At 43.4% G+C, this 20,003-nt stretch carries 17 protein-coding genes; 4 read left to right on the forward strand and 13 right to left on the reverse strand.

All coding sequences use genetic code 11. The features are described 5' to 3' along the window. Positions 1 to 87: 87 nt before the first annotated feature. Positions 88 to 2,553: a DNA translocase FtsK gene (locus GB992_RS04855; RefSeq protein WP_161001446.1), complete on the reverse strand. Its 2,466-nt coding sequence runs from the start codon at positions 2,551 to 2,553 to the stop codon at positions 88 to 90. 240 nt (positions 2,554 to 2,793) lie between these two features. Further along, positions 2,794 to 3,435, reverse strand: coding sequence for a YtpR family tRNA-binding protein (gene ytpR, locus GB992_RS04860; protein ID WP_161001447.1), 642 nt, complete (start codon positions 3,433 to 3,435; stop codon positions 2,794 to 2,796). A gap of 142 nt (positions 3,436 to 3,577) precedes the next feature. Here ytpR and GB992_RS04865 point away from each other — a divergent pair, with 142 nt between their 5' ends. Further along, complete coding sequence (locus GB992_RS04865; RefSeq protein WP_161001448.1) at positions 3,578 to 3,919, forward strand: hypothetical protein; 342 nt, start codon at positions 3,578 to 3,580, stop codon at positions 3,917 to 3,919. Positions 3,920 to 4,059: 140 nt separating this feature from the next. Here GB992_RS04865 and GB992_RS04870 read toward each other — a convergent pair whose 3' ends face one another. The 5 genes from GB992_RS04870 to GB992_RS04890 form a co-directional block, all read right to left on the reverse strand. After that, a complete protein-coding gene (locus tag GB992_RS04870; protein WP_161001449.1) occupies positions 4,060 to 5,043 on the reverse strand; it encodes an alpha/beta hydrolase in 984 nt (327 codons plus the stop codon). After that, positions 5,033 to 6,385, reverse strand: a complete 1,353-nt coding sequence (locus GB992_RS04875; RefSeq protein ID WP_161001450.1) for a PTS sugar transporter subunit IIC — start codon at positions 6,383 to 6,385, stop codon at positions 5,033 to 5,035. Before GB992_RS04875 ends, GB992_RS04870 begins: the two co-directional genes overlap by 11 nt. Before the next feature lie 278 nt (positions 6,386 to 6,663). Then, the gene (trmB, locus tag GB992_RS04880) at positions 6,664 to 7,329 is read right to left on the reverse strand and encodes a tRNA (guanosine(46)-N7)-methyltransferase TrmB (protein ID WP_161001451.1); all 666 of its coding nucleotides are present in this window, start codon (positions 7,327 to 7,329) and stop codon (positions 6,664 to 6,666) included. A gap of 145 nt (positions 7,330 to 7,474) precedes the next feature. Next, on the reverse strand, positions 7,475 to 8,695 hold the full coding sequence (locus GB992_RS04885) for an ABC transporter permease (RefSeq protein ID WP_161001452.1): 1,221 nt from the start codon (positions 8,693 to 8,695) through the stop codon (positions 7,475 to 7,477). Beyond that, positions 8,688 to 9,425, reverse strand: a complete 738-nt coding sequence (locus GB992_RS04890; RefSeq protein WP_161001453.1) for an ABC transporter ATP-binding protein — start codon at positions 9,423 to 9,425, stop codon at positions 8,688 to 8,690. Before GB992_RS04890 ends, GB992_RS04885 begins: the two co-directional genes overlap by 8 nt. Before the next feature lie 363 nt (positions 9,426 to 9,788). Between GB992_RS04890 and GB992_RS04895 the strand changes: the two genes are divergently transcribed. The 3 genes from GB992_RS04895 (at position 9,789) to GB992_RS04905 (ending at position 11,604) form a co-directional block, all read left to right on the forward strand. Then, complete coding sequence (locus GB992_RS04895; RefSeq protein WP_017261673.1) at positions 9,789 to 10,223, forward strand: HIT family protein; 435 nt, start codon at positions 9,789 to 9,791, stop codon at positions 10,221 to 10,223. A 3-nt stretch (positions 10,224 to 10,226) separates the two neighbouring features. After that, a complete protein-coding gene (locus tag GB992_RS04900; protein WP_161001454.1) occupies positions 10,227 to 10,487 on the forward strand; it encodes a hypothetical protein in 261 nt (86 codons plus the stop codon). Between the two features lie 205 nt (positions 10,488 to 10,692). After that, positions 10,693 to 11,604, forward strand: coding sequence for a peptidylprolyl isomerase (locus GB992_RS04905; protein WP_161001455.1), 912 nt, complete (start codon positions 10,693 to 10,695; stop codon positions 11,602 to 11,604). A gap of 139 nt (positions 11,605 to 11,743) precedes the next feature. Here the strand turns inward: GB992_RS04905 and GB992_RS04910 are convergent, their stop codons facing one another. The 6 genes from GB992_RS04910 to GB992_RS04935 form a co-directional block, all read right to left on the reverse strand. Then, positions 11,744 to 12,718: a 3'-5' exoribonuclease YhaM family protein gene (locus GB992_RS04910; protein WP_161001456.1), complete on the reverse strand. Its 975-nt coding sequence runs from the start codon at positions 12,716 to 12,718 to the stop codon at positions 11,744 to 11,746. A 60-nt stretch (positions 12,719 to 12,778) separates the two neighbouring features. Next, positions 12,779 to 15,289: an ATP-binding protein gene (locus GB992_RS04915; RefSeq protein WP_161001457.1), complete on the reverse strand. Its 2,511-nt coding sequence runs from the start codon at positions 15,287 to 15,289 to the stop codon at positions 12,779 to 12,781. Between the two features lie 3 nt (positions 15,290 to 15,292). Further along, positions 15,293 to 16,531 (reverse strand): metallophosphoesterase family protein, encoded by a 1,239-nt coding sequence (locus GB992_RS04920; protein ID WP_161001458.1) that lies wholly within the window; start codon positions 16,529 to 16,531, stop codon positions 15,293 to 15,295. A 120-nt stretch (positions 16,532 to 16,651) separates the two neighbouring features. Continuing rightward, entirely contained in the window at positions 16,652 to 16,996 is a 345-nt protein-coding gene (locus tag GB992_RS04925; protein WP_161001459.1) for a YlbF family regulator, read from the reverse strand. Between the two features lie 115 nt (positions 16,997 to 17,111). Then, the gene (locus GB992_RS04930; protein WP_431188828.1) at positions 17,112 to 19,244 is read right to left on the reverse strand and encodes a PBP1A family penicillin-binding protein; all 2,133 of its coding nucleotides are present in this window, start codon (positions 19,242 to 19,244) and stop codon (positions 17,112 to 17,114) included. 299 nt (positions 19,245 to 19,543) lie between these two features. Further along, complete coding sequence (locus tag GB992_RS04935) at positions 19,544 to 19,996, reverse strand: arginine repressor (RefSeq protein WP_161001461.1); 453 nt, start codon at positions 19,994 to 19,996, stop codon at positions 19,544 to 19,546. Positions 19,997 to 20,003: the final 7 nt, after the last annotated feature.

Consider the following 20,003-nt stretch of genomic DNA (forward strand, 5'->3'; position numbering starts at 1 on the left):
ATATTACAAACTATCTATATTTTGTAATGAACAAATCTAATGTAACAACATTAATCGTTAACAATCAAGGTTCTTTACAGGTTTAAGCTAATCTTCATCACTCTTTTTTAACTTATCCGGTGTCAGGAAAACTTCTCGAAGTTTAGAACCTTGTTGAGCGGACACATAACTGTGACTTTCTAATTGGTCAACCAGGTTAGCTGCACGGTTGTAACCAATAGAAAAGACGCGTTGCAGTTTGGAAGTAGAGACAGTCTTCTCATTTGCAACGTAGCTTAGAACATCGGGCCATAAATCGTCTTGATCCTCAGCGGCAATTTCTGTTGCTAACAATTTTTTCGGTTCGAAGGCATAATGTGGCGCCATCTGCTCGCGGACAAAATCAGTTACGGTGTCAATTTCATCGTCAACAAAAGTTCCCTGTAATCGGATCGGTTGACTCTTGCCGTTACCGAGGTACAGCATATCCCCTCGTCCCAGCAAACTTTCAGCACCAGCTGTATCTAAAATTGTTCGTGAATCAATTTGACTAGATACCATAAAGGCTACCCGTGTCGGAATATTGTTTTTAATCGTTCCTGTAACAACGTCCACAGATGGCCGCTGAGTAGCGACCAATAAGTGTAAACCAGCAGCACGCGCCTTTTGAGTAATCCTGGCGATGTAGTCTTGCACCTCTGAGGCGGCAACCATCATCAGGTCAGCCAGTTCGTCAATGATAATCACGATATAGGGCATCTTCTGTTCAGGATGACCACTCGCCATGGCCTTCTCGTTAAACTGTTCAATGTTACGGGCACCACCAGCAGCAAGCTTCTGGTAACGTTCTTCCATTTCATTAACAGCCCACTTCAAAGCGGCAGCAGCTGCCTGTGGCTCGGAAACTACTGGTGATAATAAATGCGGAATACCGTTATACGGTGCCATTTCCACGGCCTTAGGATCAATTAAAATCAACTTAACTTCCTGTGGCGTTGCCTTGTACATGATTGACATAAGCAAACTGTTGATGAATACGGACTTACCAGAACCCGTTGCCCCAGCAATTAACCCATGTGGCATGCTGCGCAAATCAGTTACCTGAGGTTTACCGAATAAATCAACACCCAACGCAACTGTCAGCGGTGACAAACTGTTCTGGAACACGTCAGAACGCAAAACCTCAGACAGCATAACTGGCCGAGATTTCAAGTCAGGAATTTCAATTCCCACCGTCGATTGACCGGGAATTGGCGCTTCAATTCGAATATCTTTAGCCGCCAGAGCCAGTTTAAGATCATCTTGTAAATTAGTGATCTTGTTTACCCGAACCCCAGGGCCAAGACTGACCTGAAATTGAGTAACAGTCGGTCCAACCGTGTAATCAACCACTTCCCCATCCACGTTAAAGGCGGACAAGGTACTGTTTAGCACATCAATTTGTTTCTCAATCCAAGCGTCCAACTTCGCTTCGTCACGCAGTACTGGCGGCTTAAGCAAGTCTAAACTTGGAAAATGATAGTTCATTAGGCCCTTATCACTTTCAGATGCGTACGTCCGACCAGAAAGCTGCGCAACCGTTTGCTCAACGGTCTGCGTACTATTCTTCGCTTGAGCACTTTCTGGAACAAATTGTTGATCCAAACCATCCGTCGTCCTATCAGAATCAGCATGATCATGATTAAACAACGCCAAGTCTTTCTGACCATTTTGCTCTTCATTCAAAATATCAGCTAATCCATGACCAAGTGCTGTTTGCGAACGTGCAGCTGGTGAACTTGTTGCGACCGCATCACTTTCAGTTGCATGAGAAGTAACATTGACCATGCTCTGCGCTGAATGTTCCTCACTACTTGCGACGGATTCCTGCAGAGCGGCGGAGCTATCCGAATGTTGAATACTTTTCGTCTCATAACTATCATCTTGATGGCTAGTTTGTGTCGAACTTACCGCATTCGTTACCTGCACTGATGTTTCAGAAACGGCAGAATGAGCCGAAACGGCACTAGTTGACGACTGATCAGAATCCTGATGAGCAACTACCTCAGCGCTCGAAGCACTATTGCTTGGTTCACGTTTCGCCGATGTTGTCGCCGAATCTGAACTTGTTGCTACATCCTCTTTTTTATGTGACCAGTCATCTTTACCCCAACTACTGGTTGTCTTATCAGAGGTTGCGGAATATGCTGCGGATGCTGGCGCAAATGGTTTATTCAGTGCAGATACGTACTGCGTATCACGAGCAGCCGACTTAGGCTTGGGTTGCCAAGGACGTCGACGAGGACGAATTGTCTGCTCAAGAGCTCGTGCCTGCTGGGAAGCATACATGCTTGCAGTTGCACGATCTATTTGAACCTCATCATTACCGAAACGAACTGGCGCACTAGTTGGCGTCCTTTCTTGACTGCCATTGACAGGAGACGTCTCCTGTCGATTCTCAGACACGCGCTGACTACCGCCAACTTGACGTTCGGTACCATTAGGTGCGTGTAGAACATGATGCCGATGCTGTTTTATTCTTGTTAATTCTTCTGGATGTTGCCGGAGAAACGCCGGACCATCGTAATGTTTCATTGAATCACCTAAGTCAAATTATTGAGTATCGTTTTCAAACAGCCATCTCTGCAATCCACTAATTTCAAATTAAATCGGATTCTAAGTGAGCGTCATCACTATTCTTGTAACAACAGTCCACCAACCCAGCTTGAATAAAAATTTGAACTAGCAAAAGAGGAGGCCTCTGCCCCCTCGCATCCTTATCATGCAATTCAGACTTCTAAAACATGAAAAAGGACTAACTAACAATTAAATGCATTACACAAAAAGCTTATTGCCGCGTTCAAAGTCAAACGGATCACCGACTTTTGCAAAATCGTCTGGTAGAATCAGTGCCCCTTTTTTCTGAGGTGCATTCTGCAAATGAAGCTCACGACCACTAGTAATCATACCATTTGAGGAAACGCCCCGCAATTCGCCAGGCCAAATGATTTCACCGTTTGGCATCACTGCACCAACTTTGGCAACAACAACGTAAATGTGTTCCTGCATGTTTGGTGATCCGCTCACAATTTGCAGCGTTTCATCATTGTCAACACGCGTTTTTGTTACTAACAAGTGATCAGAATCAGGATGCTTCGTTGTTGATTCAACATAACCAACCACAAACTTTGGAGTGCGGTCAGCAACTAAAACTGTAGCGTCAAAGCCAGCTTGTTCAACTGCTGCCTTTAAGGCATTGATTTGATCATCTGACAATTCGATTGGTCCATTACCGGCGATACTCTTGTCAATATGGCTAACACCAATAAAGTTAAAACCCAAGGTTGTATCGGTTTTAGGATCATAGATACGCGCAATGTTCTGACTGGTTTCCACAGACTGCTCCGCCACATTGGGAGCCAAAATGACCACCAGTACATCTGGGGATGCTTGCTGGTTCATACTTGCAATTAACATGTTCTTCCTCCGAATATAATGTCGTTATTAAAGTTTAGCCTCTTGCACTTACGTGGTCAATCGTTCAGACAACATTTTCCTGTTTTCCTAAAATGGTGTACACTATGAGCAATTCATTTTGACCACAACTGGAGGGATTGCCTTGACAAACAATCAGCATTTTAGCCAATTAGCCATCTTAGCAGGACTGGGGATATCAGCCGGTCTTGCTCTTGGTGCGCTTATCCAGGATCTACATCTAAAACGTCCGGATCGAATTTTAACGGAGGTTAAAACTTCCTTCCGTAAATCAGGCGCTCTTGATGGTGCTTGGATTGAACATCATCCTGTACCCTTTAAACGTTTTGCTTCTCAAACGCTCGTCTATCGTGGCGGTGTCATCAAACATGAGGATGGTCAGCCTGTTGCTTATGAGTTTTTAGCCGATACAAAAACCGGCAAAGTAGTCGACGTTTGGAAGGTAACTTCACAACTCCAATCATAACCATGATCTTTGTTAGCATGAAAAATTATCTGCATAATATAGTGAAGAAGCCACCGAGATTAATCACAATCTCGGTGGCTTCTTCGCTATCGTGCTTCATCTACGAATACATCAATCTAACCTTACATACCATAGCAATTCTATTTTTTCTTACTGCTACCACTGCTTGATTGACTTGAAGATGGCTGATTATTGTCAGGATTATTATAGTTGTTCTTCGATTTTTGATTAGTCGTTCCGTTATTCATGCGTGGCTGTCGTTCTTGGAATTGTAGCAGGTTTTGTGACATTAATGACACAATCTGCTTGTTTTGTGGCAAATCAGAATGTTCCGCGTCACTGCCCGTCACCGTGAGTTCTGTAAAATGTGCGACCTGATCTTGATAGACATATTTACCGGCGTACACACTATCAACGGGCACAATCCCGTCATTTGTGTAGTTTTCCGTACCAGCAACCAAATACACATTTAATGAGGCCGGCAATTTATTACGGTTATCGACCATGTCATCTAGCATAGCGACTCGTTTGCTCTGATCTTTTTCTTCGAGATTAAACGGTGAGCCCAGCATCATCAATTCGTGCATTTTAAACTTAGACTGGTTGAAATAGTTTTCTAGAAACAATGTGTATATCAGCCCACCGTTAGAATGGCCAAACCCAGAAAAGTTGTTAAAATTATACGTTTTTGCTAAATAGTTAAAAGCGATATTAAACCATTTGGCCTGCTTTTTGATATTTTCATAGCCGTCATGGTTATTTTCAAACGCCGCGACGAAAAACGGCGTGTTGTCACCGGCCCGAACTTGACCCGTGACTTGGAGGGTATCATTTTCCTTAACCGTAATTTTAACAATGCTATGTTGAACTGGCGTTGACTTTTGACCACCCTGAACATTTTTGGCCACGCCCTGACCTGAATTAATCGTTTTAAATAAATCATCAAAGCGGTTTTGTCCAGCCGACGATCCAGGAATAAAAATAACTGGCGACATTTGGGATTGTCGAATGGTTCGCGGCTTAGTGACTGAGCTCTTGACCCACGGAATCGTGAAGCAAGTCACTACAATAACAAACACAAACAGACCGCCGACAAACAACCATCGTTTGATTTTATTGGTCATTTTGATCACGTCCCGTCTCTGTCTTATGATTCCGCTCACGCGTTATTAATAATGCCTGCAGGCGATTTCCGTTTTTAACAAACGGTATAAAGAAAATAATGTCCAAGAAAAAGAGAATAATCGCCACAACTAATGTGGCAATATCACCACCCGTGCCTGCATATCCCTGAAGAATCCCTGGGGTCGTCCACGGAATTCGATAAACTGCTGGTGGAATAATGCGCGATTTGATCAACACCGCCCCAACCAACATATTGAATACAGGAACAATCAGCATTGGTAGTAAGTAAATTGAATTAAAAATCATTGGTAAGCCAACCAACCCTATCCCCGACATATTAGATAACGTTGGTAGGAGTCCACGATAAGCGACTCGCCGTTCACGATGAACGATCCCGACTAGTAAAATCGCAATCATCAGCGCCAACATGCCACCCACGCCACTAATATTACCGAACACATCATACAGCGTATGTAAGGTAATCGGGTATGGTGCACCAAACGATGTATGATGCGCTTGTGAAAATTGATAATTTGCACCGGAGTACGTCGTAAAACCAGTTAATCGCGGTTGCGCGATTGGACTAGCCAAGCCAAAAAACATTAACAGATTACTAATTACAGCGGATGCCAGAATAGCAAAAACATGCGTTGTCGCCTTGCCCAAAGTAAGGGTTGCAATCCCTTCATTGAGGATGCCAAGTGGCCCAGCCGCAGTAACCAAACTCAAACTAAAACCGATTCCCACAAACAAAATAATTACGATTGCCAACGGAAAAAACATGCGTTGAGAACGCGAAAAAAGTCGGTCATCCTCCGTTACAACTTGATGACTGGAGAAGTGATTGCTAAAAGGAATTCGGAATATTAGGCCGACAATGATACCAGTCACAAACGCCAAGAACAGACCGCGCAAGCCAAAATTATCAAATAAGAATAAGTTATCTGGACTTCGATAGTCATAATTTAAAATAATGTACGCTGCACCACTGGCGAGTCCAGTCGTCATTTTGTCCTTGTGAAAAAACTCTGCGTAGTAATAACCCACAAGATAGGCCGCGCAAATACTGACAACCACATTTAGCATGATAACTAAATCGCTCAGCGAGTAACCGGCCTCAATTAATGCACTACCAGCACGTTTGAATTGAAAAATTTGATAGTAAAAACCATCTGGCCGCAACCACGCCCCATCAATCCAACTCAATAAGACGTCCATTAAGACAAACGGAAACAAAATTGTTAACGAGTGACGAATAACAGACGTCATTGGTCGGTCTCGCAAAAATAAAGCTACTTCTGCGTTACGTATGTGAAAATCTTTTCCAAGTTGTTTCATCATTACAGTCACGTCCTCATAATATGTCACGTTCTTTATACCGCTTGCTCTGTCGACGTGCAAGCGGAAACCGTTTTTCGTGATAATCAAAAACGAGCTGTAGCATAAGTCTGATTTGAGAACAAGCATTAACGCAAAACTGACCCATTCCCGAACTTGGGAATGGGTCAGTTTTGGCTTAAGTGGAATCCTCAGGACTTTGGAGCGCGATACTGCTCACATTATTCGTCCCAAATAAACTTATGTCGCAACCTCTTTTGATTTCTAATTCGACTAAGTGGTTACTTAGCCTTGTCCGGCATTTCAACAACGAGTCGATAAATGGGTTGACCTTTTGCTGAAAATTTTTGTTCGTACTCTGTCTCAATGTTTTCCAGCTTACCATCACTAGCCGCAATGTCTGCATGTAGATCCAATGAAACTTCAGTTAGTCGCAACCCAAATGTCGTCATGCTCATGAGTGAATACTCAAATAGATGGCGATTGTCTGTTTTAAATTGAATCTTACCATTGTCACGCAGAACCGCCTGATAGCTGGCCAGAAAAGTCTTGTACGTCAAGCGCCGCTTTTCATGTCGAGTCTTCGGCCATGGATCAGAAAAGTTTAAGTAGAGTTGATCAACTTCACCTGGCTCAAAGAAAGTTTCAACACCGTCACCGTCTGCCAAAACCCACTGTAAATTATCTAACGCTTCTGGCAAAGACGTTTTTAAGGCTGCTGCCAAGACTGACTTTTGTAATTCAATACCGACAAAATCAATTTCCGGATGGGCTTTTGCCATACCAATCAGAAACTGACCCTTACCGGTGCCAATCTCTACTTGTAGCGGCTGTTGCTGTTTAAAACGATCTTGCCAATGACCTCGGTGAGCAGCAGGATCTAATACAATGGCTGCAGGGTTTTCAGCAATAAGATCGTCCGCCCATGGTTTGTTTCTTACTCGCATATAAAAGGTTCTCCTTGTACTGTTTTTAACAAGTTATGTGATTTTCAGATAATGAGTTGATTGTTGAGCATACCAAACTGTTCAGCATTTCGCATTGTGAATGGCGCTTTGAGTCCAGTTTTTATACTTTATCAGTAGTTTAAGCCTAGCTTTTTCTCAACCGCCAACCGCTATACCAGCCAATAAAGATAATCAATTCAGCCGCCATCGCAACGACATCAATCAGAAGCCGTAGCCATGACCAGTTGACCGCAACATCAACGATGACAAACAAAACGGCGCAAATTGTCAAAACGTCAGTTAAAACTGTTTTGAAAGCCGACAACTGTTGTCCCTTAGTAACTGGAAACAGATGAGTAAATACCTTTCCCTCATACTCGCGATAGAAAGGTAACAATTGAAAACCAATCAAATAGATTGCTAGCAGCATCACAACAAGGCTGGCCCATTGATTAGTCAAAAAGATTAAGATGATCATTCCCATAACTGTCAATCGTGTGATGAGTCCAAACGTATCGCTATCACGGCCAAGCCCTCGCGTAAATAGGAACAAATACGGATTGGTCGAATGACCGATAACGAGCTTCCACAATGGGTCTAAATAACGTCGTCTTCTAACCGTTGCTTTAACCTGTGGAACATCTGTAAATAGGTTAAAGAAACGATACAAAACCATCATGCGTCCATTTTCATTTGTAATTAGCGACTGCCAAGCCAACTGACCATTGTGCCAACGCTTTCCAAGACCAGCAATTGAGGCACTCAAAACTAGTAAAGCTGCGATCAAACCAACCCAGACAGACACAAACAAACTGAGGCCGAAAATAACAATTGCGCCCAACCAGTTCACCAATCGAACTTGGCCAATCGAATGCTTTACCTGTTGAACGCCTTGCTGTAGCTGCCAATTCATCCATGCTGCCTTAGTAATTAACTGAGTCATAATAAGGATAGCCGCTTCAAGCAACGTCATCTGGTCGCCACGAGCTAAAAATGGTAATAAAACCACGCCAACCGCAATTTGAATGAAACTTGCCATTAACAAACTATAATTGCGGGCATGCTTTAAATACTGATGAAGAGTTGTTTCTGCGGGCAGCAAAAAGACAGCGTCAGCAGGTTCCAACAAGGTTGCTAATCTTCCCATTTGTAGTGTAATAACTAAGATCAGCATCGTTAACCATGGTCCCCACCAGACACCTAATGTTAACGTTTTTAATTCATTCTGGTAGGCAAATCCCAACGCGCCAAAGAAGAAAAATAACGCAATAACAAAGTGATCGGTAAAGACAAGCCGTAAATATTTCAATAACTGGCCGGCATGGCGTGATAAACGTTGGGAAAACAGTTTCTGCAAATCAGTCATTACGTTCACCATTTGCAAGTGCCAAATAAATATCATCCAGAGAATCACCTACGTCTGGGAAAGCGGCCCTTAACTGATCTAACGTCCCAGAAACCTTCACTTCGCCCTGGTTTAGCAAGATGAATCGGTCACAATATTTTTCAGCGTTTGCAAGCACATGTGTCGACATGAGAACGGCTGCCCCACGGCCACGTGCTTCCTCAATCAATTGAAGCAAGTCATGCACAGCAACCGGATCTAAGCCTAAAAACGGTTCGTCAATAATAAAAACTTTCGCATTGGTCATAAATGCATTCACAATCATAACCTTTTGTCTCATTCCCTTAGAAAAATTGGCAGGAAACCAGTTCAACTTGTTATCTAAACGGAATGTCTTTAATAATTCATGTGCCCGAATCCACGTTTTCTCGACATCTAAACCATAAGCCATCATGGTCAACGTGAGTGTTTCTTGAAGGGTTAGCTCATCGTATAACACTGGTAATTCTGGAATATACGCAATTTGCTGTTTGTACGCAGACGGATCCGTTTTGAGGTCCACCCCGCCTAATTGGATATGTCCTCGAATTGGTGTTAACAAACCAATAATATGATTAATCGTCGTCGACTTGCCGGCCCCGTTTAAACCAATGAGGCCGACCACTTCGCCGTCTGCAACGGAAAAACTGACATCTTTTAGTACTGGAACCTGCGAATAACCGCCCACTAAATGTTCAACTTCAATTCCCATAGTTATATCCTTTCAATTATTTTATCTACATTCATATTATTTTGTTATTCTGTTCCGATCATCGTGCCATATTTAGACTAGGTCTCGGCGCAAATAAACGTTAACCTGTTACAACACTATTTTCATTAGTATTGGTGCTTACATTTAAAAATGCTGTCCCTGATTATAGCATATATCCCCCTCAAAAACGGATTGCGTGGTGCAAGTGATTAACACACTTACGTCTCACAATCCTTTCCGCAGTCAAGACAGATGTGTATAATCAAGATAAGTGAAAAGATGTATAGGTGCATATGGGTTAAATCACGAATCGTTAAATCAAACGAAACGTGTGCACCTATACGTAAATGAGGAGGAACTGTAATGCTAGACGATAACTGCATTTTTTGTAAGATTATTAAAGGCGAAATTCCAAGCTACACGGTATATGAAGATGACGAAGTTAAAGCGTTTTTAGATATCTCACAAGGCACGCCAGGCCACACTTTGGTCATTCCTAAGACACACGTACCAGATATCTTTGCTTATGACGAAGATTTGGCACAACGTGTGTTTGCCAGGATTCCTAAAATCGCCCGTGCTGTCCGTGCATCAAACCCTAATATTGTTGCCATGAACATTGTCAACAACAACGGCAAGGTCGCTTATCAGTCTGTGTTCCACTCACACTTTCACATTGTTCCTCGCTATAGCGATGACGATGATTTCAAAATGATTTTTAAAGATAACAGTGATAACTATGATGATGCGGCCTACCGCAAAATTCAGCAAGACATCATGGCACATATGGGGGCGTAATCCATGTTTGCTAAACTAACTGCGCCCATTCGAGAACTCGTTGCTTCAGTTCAAGGCTTCACCACCGCACTACATCGCTTGCAAAATAGTGTTTCGCAATTGTCTGAATCAACAGCTAAAGCACAAGAAACGGTTAATGATATTCAGAAATCCGTTGAACAATTTCAGTTTAAAACAGCAGCTCATGAAAAAGTCATTCAAGAAAACTTGGACAAGTTGAATGATGACTTAGCTGCCATTAATCGTCACAAGGATAAAAAATAATGTTGTTTACATGCACTGATGCCTGCTATCTAGGCCTTAGTGCATTTTTTATTCAGTAGCTTAACGGTACCTTAACGCAAGTAAAAGTTTCCGTTAAGGCGGCAGCTTGTTTCTACATCGGCATTAATCTATGTTAATATAGCCTTTGTACGTTTCGCCATGTTGACATGGCAAACAAAAATCGAAATGGATGTGAATATTTTTTATGAAAAAATGGCTTCTTGTTCCAGCTGGTTTAATGATGGCCTTTTCACTTGCTGCGTGTGGAAACAAAACTGTGGCAACGACCAATGGTGGTAAAATCACCCAGGACCAATACTACTCAAGTATGAAGACCACTAGTCAGGGTAAGCAAGTCCTGCAACAAATGATCATCAAAAAAGTGCTTGAAAAGAATTACGGTAGCAAGGTTTCAAGCAGTAAAGTCAACAAGCAATATGACACGGTTAAGAAACAGTACGGTTCTAGCTTCAACAGCATGTTGACCCAACAAGGGATGACAGCTTCCAGCTTGAAAGACACCCTTCGCATGAACCTGTTACTAAAAGAGGCCGTGAAAAACGACGTCAAGATTACTAACTCTGACTTGAAGAAACAGTTCAAGAGTTGGGAACCTAAAGTTTCAACGGCCGTTATCCTAACTAGCAAGAAAGCCACTGCCACCAAAGCCATTGATGAATTAAACTCTGGTACTTCATTTGCTAAAGTCGCTAAGAAATATTCAGACGACACGAGTACCAAAAATAAAGGTGGAAAAGTGCCAACGTTTGATAATGCCACCTCTTCAGTTGATGACAGTATTAAAACAGCTGCCTTCAAATTGAACAATGGTGAATATACGAAGACTCCTGTGACAGACACTAACTCACAAACTGGAACAAAGAGTTACTACGTTATTAAGATGTTGAACAAGCCTTCTAAGGGTACTTGGACACAACACAAACAAGATCTTAAGGAACAAATTTGGAACCAAGACATGGACACCAGCAACGGTGGTACTGTCCTTCAATCCGTTATTGCTAAGGAATTGAAGAAAGGTAACGTTAACATTAAGGACAATGACTTGAAGAATGTGCTTTCACAGTACACTTCAACCTCATCATCTTCTGCAAACTAAGCAATTAGGTCATTGAATTAGTTTATGCACGATAAAAGGCAACCTCATTTATGGGGTTGCCTTTTATCGTGCATTGAAGTTTGCCACCGAATGAAGCATGGCTCATGCTGAACACGTTTTAATGTTCAATAACGAATCACTAATCATCCTCTGACTGATTAGCTTTGGATGCTGTTGGTCGGTAAAAATTACGGCCATCTAACCCAAAAATTCGTTCAGAGAAATCACCAGGTTCAGTATGTTCAACTGCCGTGGTCATCATTTGAATCGAAGCATCCAGTTCATCCAAATCATGGAGAACTTCTGCTTCTAGCAAATGTGGCCGCACTGGCGAACCGTATTCCAATAAACCATGATGCGCCAGAATCATGTGCCGCAGCAACAGCATCTCCTCACTTTCGGGATCAAAGTGCAATTCTTGACAGACATTCACAATTTCTTCATCAATCAGGACAATATGGCCAATTAAATTGCCAGCCAATGTATAGGTTGTTGAAATTGGCCCCGACAATTCAATGGTTTTGCCCAAATCATGTAGAAGCGCTCCGGAGTACAGCAATGAACGATCAATATTTGGATGCAGATCGGCAACAGTCTTGGCCAGTCTCACAATTGAAATCGTGTGATAAGCTAACCCACCTGCAAATGCATGATGGTTTTTCTTGGCAGCCGGAAAATTATAGAAATCATCTGCATGGCGCTGAAGCAAAGTTCGAACTACCCGATTCCATGTTGGCTCAGTGATTTCAAAAATAATGTTTGAGACAGACTCTTCCATTTCAGCCCGCGTCATCGGCCCGTGGGCGACGTACTGAGACGGATCATTGGGTTCACTGGTATTAGCCAACCGCAGATTCATAATTTTGAGTTGCGGATTTCCCTGATAAAGTTCTTTCTTGCCTCTAACCAAGACCACTTTTCCCGGTTCAAACGTAGCAATATCTTGATCCGTTGCATCCCAAAAATTACCGGACAATTCGCCAGAAGGATCCTCAAACGTCATCCGAATAAATTGCTTTCCGTTTTTAGCCGTTCTTACGTCTGCCCCTTTCAGTAACAAGAACAAATCAAATTGTTCATCTACTTGAAATGACAGCAATTGTTTTTCCGCCATGTCCACGACTCCTTACGTTTATTTTTGTCTCTCCGAAACCAACACTAACTTATGCAGTCGCTAAAGCTCAGTAATCTGATTGTCGTCAAACGTAGTTAGTGCCCCTGCATCCGCGGTAAAGTAAATTACCTGAACCTGTTGAGCGAGCTCTTTCATCAAGTTAAACATTGCCTGTTTACGATGACGATCAAAGTCAACGAACGCATCATCAATAATCAACGGCATTGCAGTCCTGTCGGCCATGACACTGGCAAAGCCAAGTCGAAGCGCGATATAGAGTTGCTCGGTCGTACCACGAGATAATTCAGTAACGTCGAAAACTGTTCCTTGAGACGTCGTCACTGTTAACGCCTCGTTAATAAACTCAATCTTAGTATAGTGCGCCAGTGTTAACGTCGCAAAATATGTTTGCGCGCGCTCTACAATTGCTGGCAAACGGTCAGCAGACGCAGCATTAAGTGCCCCATCAATCCACTGTGCGCTTAGCCGGTCAACCAACCATTGTTGCGCGGTTTCAACTAGCTGAGTTTCCATGTTTGCCAAACGTTGTCGGAGCATTGGCATGGTGTCATCTTCACTCTGACGAGCAAACAGCGCCTGTTGATTTGCAATGTCTTCTTGCACCTGATCACGTTGCTCAATATCGCTTTGTAAATCTGCTGTCACTTCCGCCTGGCGTTGGTCAACGGCTGATAGATCCTGATATGAAGTTAGTTTGGCTAGCCACTCCGGTGTCAACTGATTACCAAGTGCACGACGTTCCGCTGTTTGATCAGCTAACTGAAGTTGCTGTTGATATAGATTTTCAAAATCATTTGGCGTTTGTATATGATAACGTTGCATCACTTGTTGTAACGATGTCGTTACCTCACTTAATTTGGACTGTAAGTCACTATTTTCACGGATAAGTTGCAAGCGCTGCTGTGATTGTCCCTGCACAGTTGCGACGGCTAGTTCCTTTTCCGATGTATACTGTCGTGCCTTTAATAACGCATCTGCTGCTGACAAATTCGTTAACGGCAATTGTGTCTCAGCAAATTGATAGCCTTCAAAGAAGTGATTGATATCAGCATTCAACTGTTGAATTCTACTTTTTAATGAATCAATTTGATCCGTTAACTGATTTAATCGTTGAATGTCCGGTTGTAAGGCTAACCATGTGTCCACCGGAAATCCGGCCATGTGATGTTGCTGGGTTAACTCGGATATGCTACTTTCTTTTGTTGCCGCCGTTCCATGAGCCTGTTGAGCCCGAAACCAGTCCAAAACATTGAACCAGCCACCAGCCAAGCCAGCGATACCCAAAAGGACAAACACCCATTTCACACCGCTACTCATTATCAGTCCAAGCAACAAAAGGACAAGACCGACGCCCATCATTAACCACTGTTCACGCGTCTTTGAACCATTTGTGGCCCGTTGCTGTCCAGCTTGAGTAAGTCGACTAACTTGCTCATATTCCGAATCATTTAGTGGTGTCGGCCACGGCGCATTAAATCGATGCTTTGCCACGATTTGATCCCGTTCATCACTTTGCTCAGCAACTTGCTGTCGACTATACTGACGTTCATGAATTGCCGTTTCAATCTGATCAAACGACGCAGCCTGCGACTTAAAGGCACTTTGATGATCAATATAGAATTGAACGTCGTGAGGCGTTTCTGCCGTCTGTTCCTTTAGTTGAGCCACCTGACGGACTGACGTTTGCATCAACTGTTCACGCTGTGTTTGCAGTTTTAAAAAGTCAGCATAATCTTCTGCCGTAATCAGTTTTTCATTCACGTCAGGCAGACCATCTGACATGTCCCGGTACTTTTCAAAGACCGGCCACAACTGCTTAATTCTTGCTAACTCGTCCCGCTTACTCGTTAATTCTTTAATGTGATCACCAAGTTGAGCAATCCTCTGTTTACCAGATAAAATGTCGTGTTGACGTTTGACAAAATCGGGATAGCTCGCTTCTGCCGCTTTAAGTTGCGCCTGCAAATCATGATAAGCTGTTAACTGTTGATTTAAGGCTGGCTTTTGACCTCTAGGACGGTATAAATCGTCTGCGTCTTTATCAAATTGCTCAGCCAGCTCAATCCACGATGTACTTCCGACTGCCCCAACACGTTGAACATTTGCCATCAACTCGGGTTGCGTCACCGTGGTCAAGAGTTGTAACCCACTCAGGTCAAAGTTAAACGTAGCATCGTTCAATGTTCGATCAACCGGTCCTAACAATTGGTCCAACAGCTCGGGTGGCATTACTTGGTTAGTGGTCAAATTTGTCAGCTGAATGTCGCCACCATTCTTACCCGAAGTACGGCGTAGCCGATATTGTGTCTGCTGGGCATCATCCATCGTAAACGTCAAGCTACCACCATAGCCGGCGCCCGTTTTCGGTAAGTATTGTTCAGCCGGATGTTTGGCCGTCGCGAAGCCGAATAACACACTGCTAACGAACTTTTGAATCGTTGTCTTTCCTGCTTCGTTTTCGCCATAAAAAACTTGTAGCTGCGGATTGATCGGAAAAGTTTTGTTTTGCCATTTACCGAAACCGTCGATATTGATTTCTGTAATATTCATCGATTACTCATTCCTTCCAGCCGCGTTAACTTGTCGAATGACAGCCTGTTTCAGATCTTCGCCACTGTGAGCCAACGCGCTTGCAATTGTCGGCTCAGCAAAAAGTTGATCAGCAGTTTTCGCAATGTTTTCCGCCGCAAAAACTGAATCCGCCGCTTGATTCCAATAATGTTGATCCAATTGTGTAAAGTGTGTCGATTCACTGTCTTCATCTGCCAGTTGCAGATCCACAACCAGTTGGTTAGCTTCAGCTAATCGGGCCATTTCTTGGGATTGAAGTAAGCTTAACAGACTCCCGTTAGTCAACCGTTGCTTAGTTTCAGCGGCCAATTGATCTGTATGGATTAGTTTAAGACTCAACATTTCTAAAGACTGTTTAGTGGAATGTGCTTTCACTCGGTCAGCTAACTGGCTTAACTGTTTGGCGATTGCTTGTTGCAAACTGCTTGTGCTGGTAATGCTGTCACAGTCCACCGTTTGCATATTCCACACGACGGGAGCCACCGCATGAAAAGTTGGCACCAAACGACTCTGTTCCTGTTGAACCAGCATGTACCCCTTTTCACCAGTTTCGTTTATGTGGCGTCCTTGAATATTACCCGGATAAATAATCCACGGTCGTTCCTCATATAAAACCTGCCGTTTGTGAATGTGGCCAAGCGCCCAGTAATCGTAATGCTTGCTCATAAGCTCATCAACAGTAAACGGCGCATCGGTGTCATGTGGTCCTGGTTTGCCAGCAATTGAACCATGCAACATGCCAATTTGAACGTCCGCTTGCGGATCGCGATCAGGAAATGTGGCCGCCATATCTGTGGCAACAACTCGAGCCGGATATGAAAAACCGACTATTTCAACTTTTGTTTGATCTCGCGTCGTCAGCTTAAAACTAGACACCTCTTCACCAAACGAATGGACATTGGCAGGTAGTTGAAGACCATCTGTTGCCGCATCCAGATAATCATGATTGCCATAACTTAAATACACTGGAATCTGTGCCTGATTCAACCGCTCCATCTCGGTTAAAAAGGCTGCCTGAGCGTTAATCGCACGTTCCTGACGATCATAAACGTCACCGGTAATTAAAACAAAATCGACCTGTGTGTCAATGGCGTCGCTAACCAACCGTTTAAAGGCCGTTAGAGGCGATTCATAAATTCTTTGCCATAAAGCATCCGGCAAACCTTTAAGGCCCAAAAACGGACTGTCTAAATGTAGGTCAGCCGTATGAATGAACTTCATGCTGATGTCTCCTTTACCTCGGTACTTTTTGTTTAACGCAATACTCGCCTATCGCTTACTAAAAACAGTCTGGCAGTCACGGGACTAACCGTTACTACCAGACTGCGATATCGAACTTAATTATTTTCTGTATAAATCCTGAATTGGCTTAGTAATCACATTGTTGAGTTCGTTCAACAAGTTGTTAACAGCCTCTTCTTTTTGCATCAATGTTTTGATCTCTTCAAAGTTACCAAACTTCGTGGCTAACTCACGGGCGTTGTTCATTTCGTCTTCGCTCAGATTTTGACCTTGCATCTGCTTTTGTTGCAAACTCAATTGAGTTGACTGAAATTCTTGAAAAGTTTTATAAGCCTCATCGTTTTGTTTCATTTTATCGTAGGCATCACTCAGTGCTTGAAATTCGTCGCTTGCTTCTAGGGTCGTGGCCATGGACTTTGCGTCGGCCAAAATATCTGCTGCCATAAACGGTAGCCTCCTCATTTTTTAATTCCTTATTAGTGTACCATTTCCTTCAAAAGGAAACAGCTGTTCGCTTTGAAAATCTCATCAAATTTTCAATCAGTCAGTGCCTTATCGTTTAACGTCCTAGAACACCGGTGAACTGGTTCCAAAGATCGCCAGCTTTTTGAAGCAACGAATCGGCGCCCTTACCAATTGATTTGCCGACTTTACCAGCGCCTTGTTGCACCTCATCCCAAACGTTGCCACTTTCCGCTGAACTTTCAGTTGCTGCCAACGTATTGGCATCTTTAACGGTAAACGCCGTTTGTTTGGTATTCGGCAACATGCTCGTCATTTCGGCCTTGTAGAGCTGACTAACAGCTAACCCCTGGGGAACATCTAGATGGTTCCCCTTATTAGTCTGGTCGAAACCTTCCCAGTTAACCATGACTAAGTCCGGCGTGTAGCCGTCAACCCACATATCTGTCGTTCCAGTAGTGTCGCCAACACCGTCTGCTTCAGTGGTACCGGTCTTCCCAGCCACTTGATAACCCGCTGGTTTGGCGTAGACACCGGTACCATGGGTAAATGTCCCCAACATCATACTGGTCATTTCGTTAGCGACATTCTTGCTGATAATCCGTTTTGGCTGATCGTAGTCATTATCTACGATGACTTTTCCGGAAGCATCCACAATCTTAGTAATAAAGTGAGCCTGAGTTAACTTACCACCGTTGGCAAACGTCGTGAACGCTTGTGCCATCGTCTCAGGTGACACACCTTTCTTAATACCACCAAGCACCATTGCCAGATTATTATCGGATTTATCCAAGTTAATTCCAAATCGTTGAACAGAGTCATAACCCTTTTGAACACCAATCTTGTTCAACAGCCAAACCGCTGGCGCATTGTAACTGTTCTGAAGCGCTTGATACATTGGCACCTCACCACGATAAGTATCGCCATAGTTACTTGGTGAATAATGATTAGCGCCATAGGATTGTTTCTTATCCTGCAACTCAGAATCATAATAGTAACCATTTTGAAGTGCCGGCGTATAAACAGCAAATGGCTTTATCGTTGAGCCTGGTGAACGCAATGATTGTGTTGCTCGGTTAAAGCCACGGAAGACGTGTTCACCACGGCCTCCCATAACGGCAGACACGCCCCCATTATCAGGATCCATTGCAATACTTGCTGCCTGAACCATTGTGCCATCGCTAGCGTTAGCTGGGAAGTTAGCAGAGTTCTTAAACAAGTTCTGCATGGTTGTTTGCTGCGTTTGATCCAAGGTTGTATAGATCTTGTACCCATGGTTCATGATGTCAGCTTCTGTTAGGCCATATTTAGAAATGGCCTCATCAATCACTGCATCAAAGAAATAAGGGTACCGGTAAGAACTATCCGGCGCATAATTATCCGTCGTCACTAAGGCTGTTTTTTGATAGGCAGCCGCGTCAGCCGATGAAATCTTTTTGTTGTCTGCCATCAAGCCGAGCACAACGTTTCGCCGCGCTTTCGAGGCGGCCGGCTGATCTACCGGATTATAACCGCTGGGCGACGTTAACATCCCCGCCAATACCGCCGATTCCGGAACAGTTAACTGAGTCGCATGCTTACCAAAATATCGCTCAGATGCATCCTCAACGCCCCAAACACCATGTCCGAAATAAGCATTGTTGAGATACATTGCCAAAATGTCCTGTTTGGAATAAACATTTTCAACTTCAATAGACAAGAAGATTTCTCGTGCCTTACGTGTCACCGTTTGTTCTTGTGACAGATAAGCGTTCTTAACCAATTGTTGAGTTAACGTTGATCCACCACCACTAATATAATCTCGGTGAAGGAGCTTATTTCGAGCTAACAGAAAGAAGGCCCGTGCCAACCCTTTAATCGAATACCCGTGTTCGTGATAAAAATTGCGATCTTCTGTTGATAACACCGCGTTTTGAATGTTAGGGGAAATCTTATCTAATGAAACATAAGTCCCTTTTTGTGAGTACAGCTCCCCGGCTTTTTGACTCTTCCGGTCGTAAATTACCGTTGGCTGCGACAATGCTGCTTTTAAATTACCCACGTGGGCCGTCTTTGCCTCGAATGTAAAGTAAGCGCTCATCACGAAAATAACGCTTAAGATAGCCACAATAACCCAACGGGTGAGTTGAAAGCGACGCCAGAAATGGCGAATGTGACGCCACATGGCATGCCACAAACGTCCTAACCACTGCATAAATGCAGAGTTTTTAAATTGTTTTAGGCCCTGCATAAAGGCGGAATCCCGCCAAGACTGACCGGAATCCGGATGCTGATTGCGCTTCATAAATTTGTACCCTTCTGTCTAAATTAATCCAGTGTATCGTACCACACTAAACCGTGGCGTCAGCGTTGAAATCGGCAGTTTTAACAATTTTTATTAGTCCGTTTATGAATGTAACCCGATAAACACGCATTTTATCCGCATGGATGATAAAAAGGTGATGTTCAAAAACGTCGCAAAACGTTCTCAAACATCACCTTTAATTTAGCTTACAACTAAGAAAGCTTTAATTACCTAACATCCTGCTTTTAATGCTGATACGCTGCCCACCGGTCATGCAAAGTGTTCGCTGCCTCACGGTTAGGGCTGATAACTAATATCGTATCATGACCCGCCAACGTGCCCGTTATAGCATCGTCATCCATGTCATCAATCAACGCCGCTAATGCGTTACCATCACTAGGCGTCGTCTTAACAACATTCATAAACTCAACTTGAGTAAAGTCAATCACCACTTCACCGAAGCGTTGTTCAAAGCGATTATTCGACACACTACTAGTCGTTTTTAAAGCTCGATAGACTGCGTGTCCTTCCGCATTAGGTTCCTTGACAATATGCAGTTCTTTCAAATCACGTGAGAGTGTGGCCAGTGTTACGTGCACATTCTGTGCAACCAACGCTTTTTGCAGCGCATCTTGGTTAGTAATATTAGCTGATTCAATCAACTTTACAATGGCCGCTTGCCGTTGTTGCTTTTGCATGCGTGAC

The organism is Furfurilactobacillus milii (assembly GCF_009863985.1).
Taxonomy (GTDB): domain Bacteria; phylum Bacillota; class Bacilli; order Lactobacillales; family Lactobacillaceae; genus Furfurilactobacillus; species Furfurilactobacillus milii_A.